The sequence below is a fragment of the Pseudomonas sp. SDO5522_S412 genome (assembly GCF_054071215.1).
Map to the genome: position 1 here is coordinate 1 of NZ_JBSVWQ010000321.1, position 5,168 is coordinate 5,168.

6 protein-coding genes are annotated in these 5,168 nt (G+C 61.3%); 2 read left to right on the top strand and 4 right to left on the bottom strand.

The annotated features are described in order from the left end of the window. Nucleotides 1–74: 74 nt before the first annotated feature. The 4 genes from ACW9I6_RS30575 to minC all read right to left on the bottom strand — a co-directional run bounded on the left by ACW9I6_RS30575 (nt 75) and on the right by minC (nt 2,814). Nucleotides 75–710, bottom strand: a complete 636-nt coding sequence (locus ACW9I6_RS30575) for an RluA family pseudouridine synthase (protein ID WP_008432172.1) — start codon at nt 708–710, stop codon at nt 75–77. 96 nt (nt 711–806) lie between these two features. Then, entirely contained in the window at nt 807–1,061 is a 255-nt protein-coding gene (minE, locus tag ACW9I6_RS30580) for a cell division topological specificity factor MinE (protein ID WP_003175252.1), read from the bottom strand. A gap of 3 nt (nt 1,062–1,064) precedes the next feature. Beyond that, the gene (minD, locus tag ACW9I6_RS30585) at nt 1,065–1,877 is read right to left on the bottom strand and encodes a septum site-determining protein MinD (RefSeq protein WP_003209098.1); all 813 of its coding nucleotides are present in this window, start codon (nt 1,875–1,877) and stop codon (nt 1,065–1,067) included. Nucleotides 1,878–2,076: 199 nt separating this feature from the next. Continuing rightward, the gene (minC, locus tag ACW9I6_RS30590; RefSeq protein ID WP_003209099.1) at nt 2,077–2,814 is read right to left on the bottom strand and encodes a septum site-determining protein MinC; all 738 of its coding nucleotides are present in this window, start codon (nt 2,812–2,814) and stop codon (nt 2,077–2,079) included. A gap of 118 nt (nt 2,815–2,932) precedes the next feature. On the opposite strand from minC, the gene ACW9I6_RS30595 reads away from it, so the two are divergent. Next, entirely contained in the window at nt 2,933–3,868 is a 936-nt protein-coding gene (locus ACW9I6_RS30595) for a lipid A biosynthesis lauroyl acyltransferase (protein WP_134326008.1), read from the top strand. Nucleotides 3,869–3,900: 32 nt separating this feature from the next. Further along, nucleotides 3,901–5,052: a patatin-like phospholipase family protein gene (locus tag ACW9I6_RS30600; RefSeq protein ID WP_087694783.1), complete on the top strand. Its 1,152-nt coding sequence runs from the start codon at nt 3,901–3,903 to the stop codon at nt 5,050–5,052. The last annotated feature ends 116 nt before the right edge of the window (nt 5,053–5,168 follow it).

A 5,168-nucleotide genomic window follows, 5' to 3' on the forward strand; every position in this document is an offset into this window, starting at 1 on the left:
AGTCGCCGAATGAGCTAACTGATCCACCGCATTCGCGAGCAAGCCCGCTCCCACATTTTAATTGCGTTTACAGCTTAAAACGGCGCGGGGCACTCGAAGCGCAGACGCTCGCCGCTCTGGGGATGGGTGAAGCTCAGCATGCTGGCGTGCAGACACAGCCGTGGCCAGGCAGCCAAGGCCTGTTCGTGGGCATACAAGCCATCGCCCAGCAACGGATGCCCGATGGACAGCATATGCACGCGCAGTTGATGGGAGCGGCCGGTGATCGGCGTCAGCTCAACCCGGCACCAGTCGCCGCAACGCTCCAGGACTTTCCAGAAGGTCAGCGCGTTCTTGCCGAACTCGTGGTCCACCACGTGCCGTGGCTTGGTCGGCGGGTCGTAGCGCAAGGGCAAGTCGATGCTGCCGCTGTCCAGTTCCGGTTGGCCCCAGCAGAGTGCGGTGTAGGCCTTTTCGGTTTCCCGGTCATGAAACTGGCGGGACAGTTCACGGTGGGTATCCGCGTCTCGGGCCAGCAGGATGATCCCGGACGTTTCCCAGTCCAGGCGATGGACGATGCGGGCTTCGGGGTAGCCGTTTTCCTGCAGGCGGGTGATCAGGCAGTCCTTGTTGTCGTCGGCGCGACCGGGCACCGAGAGCAGCAGGGTAGGCTTGTTCACCACCAGGACAGCAGCGTCCTGATGAAGGATATGGACATTGGACAACGGCATTAAAACAGCCTCGTAACAAACGCCAACGGCGGCTCGCTCACCCGGCCCCGTGAGGGGAGCCAGGTAACCGAGCCGCCGTGGCGACCGCCTTTTCGATCAACGATCAGGCAGGGTGATATTGAGTTCCAGAATCGAGCAGCTGCCGTCATTTTCCAGGGCGACATGCACGTCATCGTTACCGATGTTGACGTACTTGCGGATCACTTCCACCAGTTCCTTCTGCAGGGCTGGCAGGTAATCCGGGGTGCTGCGTTGGCCGCGTTCGTGCGCCACGATGATCTGTAGACGCTCTTTCGCTACCGACGCGGTACTTGGCTTTTTGTTGGCGCGAAAGAAGTCGAGAAATTTCATTGTTTAGTTGCCTCCAAAGATACGCTCGAAGAATCCCTTCTTCTTAACATCGAGGAAGCGATGTTCCACGGTCTTGCCCAGCAAGCGATCTACCGCATCGCTGTACGCCTGGCCGGCGTCGCTCTGGTCGTCAAGAATCACCGGCACACCTTGGTTGGATGCCTTCAGGACGGCCTGGGATTCCGGGATCACACCCAGCAGGGTCACGGCGAGGATTTCCTTCACGTCTTCAACGCCGAGCATTTCGCCATTGCTGACGCGCTCAGGGTTGTAGCGGGTCAGCAGCAGGTGTTCCTTGATCGGATCTTCACCTTTCTCGGCGCGCTGGGACTTGCTGGCCAGCAGGCCGAGCATGCGGTCCGAGTCACGTACCGAGGAGACTTCAGGGTTGGTCACGACGATGGCTTCGTCGGCGAAGTACATCGCCAGGTGAGCGCCGGTCTCGATACCCGCCGGGGAATCGCACACCACGTATTCGAAGGTTTCCTTCAGTTCGGCGAGGACCTTGCCCACGCCTTCCTTGGTCAGCGCGTCTTTGTCGCGGGTCTGGCTGGCGGCCAGTACATACAGGTTCTCAAGGCGCTTGTCCTTGATCAGTGCCTGTTGCAGGTTGGCTTCGCCATTGACGACGTTGACGAAGTCGTAAACCACGCGGCGTTCACAGCCCATGATCAGGTCGAGGTTACGCAAGCCGACGTCGAAGTCGACGATAACTGTCTTGTGGCCGCGCAGAGCGAGGCCGGTACCGATAGCGGCGCTGGTGGTGGTCTTACCCACACCACCCTTGCCGGATGTAACCACGAGAATCTTGGCCAAGGTGTTTCACCCCTAAGGAAAAAGGACTTTTTAGTCCCTGAAAAACATCTCTTGTCACTCGCTGCAGGCGGGCAGCTCTTGTAGGAGAAAGCACGGTTTGCCTGGGCAAACCCCACCTTAAAATTATTCCTACACAAGTTTTGCCGTTTTCGCTGTGCTATCAGAGTCCAGAGATGCTTGGAAAATGCGGCAGTATCCGTTAAAGACGAACGATGTTCAACACATCGCCCGACAGGCTGACTTGTACCCCGGCCCCCCACAGCGGATCGCGGCGCAAATCTTCCGAAACCTTGTACTGGCCTGCGATGGACACTAGCTCAGCGGTCAACTGCTGGCAAAAAATACGGGCCTTGGTGTCACCTTTTATGCCGGCCAGGGCACGACCACGCATGGGGCCGTATACATGGATGTTTCCATCGGCGAGAAGTTCCGCCCCCGGGCTGACCGGGGCGATGACGACAAGGTCGCCACCCTGGGCGTAAATCTGCTGCCCGCCCCGTACGGGAGAGGTGATGATCTTTGTCGGCTTGATCGTCGGCTCCGGCGGTTTCTCAGGTTTTTTCTTCTCTTCGCCGACCAACGGGTCGAGCGGACGCTCGCGGGCACCCGACGGCGGCAGTACTGGCAGTTCAATGGCGATTGCCGCGGCGATGTCTTCGATACGGCTGGCACGGATCGCCAGGGTGCGCAGGCCATGCTGGCGGCACACGCGCATCAGCCCGGGCAGGTCGACCGCGCCCTGGCCGGCCGGGAGCTTGTCCAGGGCCAGCACCAGCGGTGCATTGTTGAAGAAGTTCGGCGCCAGGGCGACCTTGGCGGCGAGCTGGCGGTCCAGGGCATCAAGGTCGTTGCGGGCCAGTTCCAGCACGGTAATGGCGAGCATGCTGCCTTTCAACTGGAACACGGGATCTTGGTCTAGCGGTTCGGTTTGGCTCATGGTCGGCAAAGCGGCTTGTCACGAAAAGTGTCGAGACTTATAACGAGAACATCCGCTAGCCGCAAGCCGGGTCGAACCGTTGTAGAATGCGCGGCCGTTGTCTTTACCGGAATCTTGAATGGATCGCCCGCGTTTTCGAGCTGTATTTTTTCATCCGCGCTTCTGGCTGTTATGGCTGGGGCTGGGTTTGCTGTGGCTGATTGTGCAGTTGCCGTACCGGGCTTTACTGGGGATTGGCCGTGCCTTGGGGGCGGGAATGTACCGGGTGGCCGGTGAACGTCGACGTATCGCCGCACGAAACCTGGAACTGTGCTTCCCGGAAAAGTCCGCTAAAGAGCGTAAACATTTGCTCAAGGAAAACTTTGCCTCCACCGGCATCGCGTTCTTCGAGATGGCCATGAGCTGGTGGTGGTCCAAGCCGCGCCTGGCGCGCCTGGCCCATGTCGAAGGGCTGGAGCACCTCAAGCAGGCGCAACTGGAAGGCAAGGGCGTGATCCTCATGGCCCTGCATTTCACCACCCTGGAAATCGGCGCCGCCTTGCTCGGGCAGAAGCACACCATCGACGGCATGTACCGCGAGCACGGCAACCCCTTGTTCGATTTCGTCCAGCGCCGTGGCCGCGAGCGGCACAACCTCGACTCCCTGGCCGTAGAGCGCGAAGACGTGCGCGGCATGCTCAAGCTGCTGCGGGCCGGTCGTGCGATCTGGTACGCACCGGACCAGGACTACGGCGCCAAGCAAAGTATCTTCGTGCCGCTGTTCGGTATTCAGGCCGCCACCGTCACTGCCACCAGCAAGTTCGCACGCCTGGGCAAGGCTCTGGTGGTGCCGTTCACCCAGGAGCGCCTGGCCGACGGCAGCGGTTATCGCCTGGTGATCCATCCGCCGCTGACCGACTTCCCGGGTGAATCCGACGAGATCGATTGCCTGCGCATCAACCTGTGGGTCGAAGCCTCCGTGCGCGAATGCCCCGAGCAATACCTGTGGACGCACCGCCGCTTCAAGAGCCGGCCGCCAGGTGAACCTAAACTGTATGAAAAACGCCGCCGTTGATCTGAAGTCCCCAAGCACCATGGAGTGATGCAATGCGCCCAGCTGAACCGGTCACAGGCTTGATTCTTTCCGGCGGCGGGGCGCGGGCCGCCTATCAGGTGGGGGTACTGGCGGCGATAGCCGAGCTGTTGCCGCCGGGCGCGGCCAATCCGTTTCCGGTGATCGTCGGCACCTCGGCCGGGGCGATCAATGCAGTGAGCCTGGCCAGTGGCGCCATGGACTTTACCGCCGCCATCCAGCGCCTGACCGCCTTCTGGCAGGGCTTTCGCAGCCACCTGGTGCTGCGCAGCGACTGGCCCGGGGTGATCAGCCAGGCCAGTCGATTCCTTATCCACAGCCTGCTGGGGATGGGGGCGCAGGTGCCAGTGGCGCTGCTCAACAGTTCGCCGCTGCGGGACTTGTTGCGCGACAAACTGCACCTGGAAGGGATCGCGCAGTCGATCCGCGAGAAACACCTTCATGCTGTGGCGGTGACCGCGTTCGGGTACGAGTCCGGGCAAGCCGTGACCTTCTATCAGGGCGGCGGCACCATCGATGCCTGGTTGCGGCATCGGCGCATCGGCATTCCCACCCAATTGACCGTTGAACACTTGCTGGCCAGCTCGGCGATTCCGTTGCTGTTTGCGCCGGTCAAACTCGGGCAGGAATATTTTGGTGACGGGGCGGTGCGCCAGTCGGCGCCGATCAGTCCTGCGTTGCACCTGGGCGCCAGCCGCGTGCTGGTGGTGGGGGTCAGTGGCAACCCGCGTGGCAACGATCCATCGAACCCGGCGCGCACCTTCACCGGCCAGGAGCCGACGTTGGCGCAGATCGGCGGGCACATGCTCAACAGCACGTTCATCGACAGCCTGGAAAGCGATATCGAATTGCTCGAGCGCCTGAACCAGTTCAGCCACGTGTTGCCGGCCAACGCGGCGATACAAGGTTTGGCGCCAGTGGAAGTATTGGTGATCGCTCCCAGTCAGCCAATCGACGAAATCGCGGCACGTCACCGCCAGGAATTGCCGGCGGCATTGCGCCTGTTTCTGCGCGGGCCGGGGGCGACCAAAACCAGTGGCGCGGGGGTGCTCAGCTACCTGCTGTTCGAGGCGGGGTATTGCAGCGAATTGATCGAATTGGGAAGGCGGGATGCGCTGGCCAAGCGCGAAGAGTTGCAGCGGTTCCTGGGCCTGACACCGGACTGAATGTGGGAGCGGGCTTGTGTGGGAGCTGGCTTGCTCGCGAATGCGGTGTGTCAGTCGCCAGATGTATTGACTGACCCACCGTATTCGCGAGCAAGCCCGCTCCCACATAAACCCGA

What these genes read in the sequence shown, in the direction of transcription:
- ACW9I6_RS30575 (WP_008432172.1), bottom strand. Translation starts at nt 710, where the DNA reads ATGCCGTTGTCCAATGTCCATATCCTTCATCAGGACGCTGCTGTCCTG.
- minE (WP_003175252.1), bottom strand. Translation starts at nt 1,061, where the DNA reads ATGAAATTTCTCGACTTCTTTCGCGCCAACAAAAAGCCAAGTACCGCG.
- minC (WP_003209099.1), bottom strand. Translation starts at nt 2,814, where the DNA reads ATGAGCCAAACCGAACCGCTAGACCAAGATCCCGTGTTCCAGTTGAAA.
- ACW9I6_RS30595 (WP_134326008.1), top strand. Translation starts at nt 2,933, where the DNA reads ATGGATCGCCCGCGTTTTCGAGCTGTATTTTTTCATCCGCGCTTCTGG.
- ACW9I6_RS30600 (WP_087694783.1), top strand. Translation starts at nt 3,901, where the DNA reads ATGCGCCCAGCTGAACCGGTCACAGGCTTGATTCTTTCCGGCGGCGGG.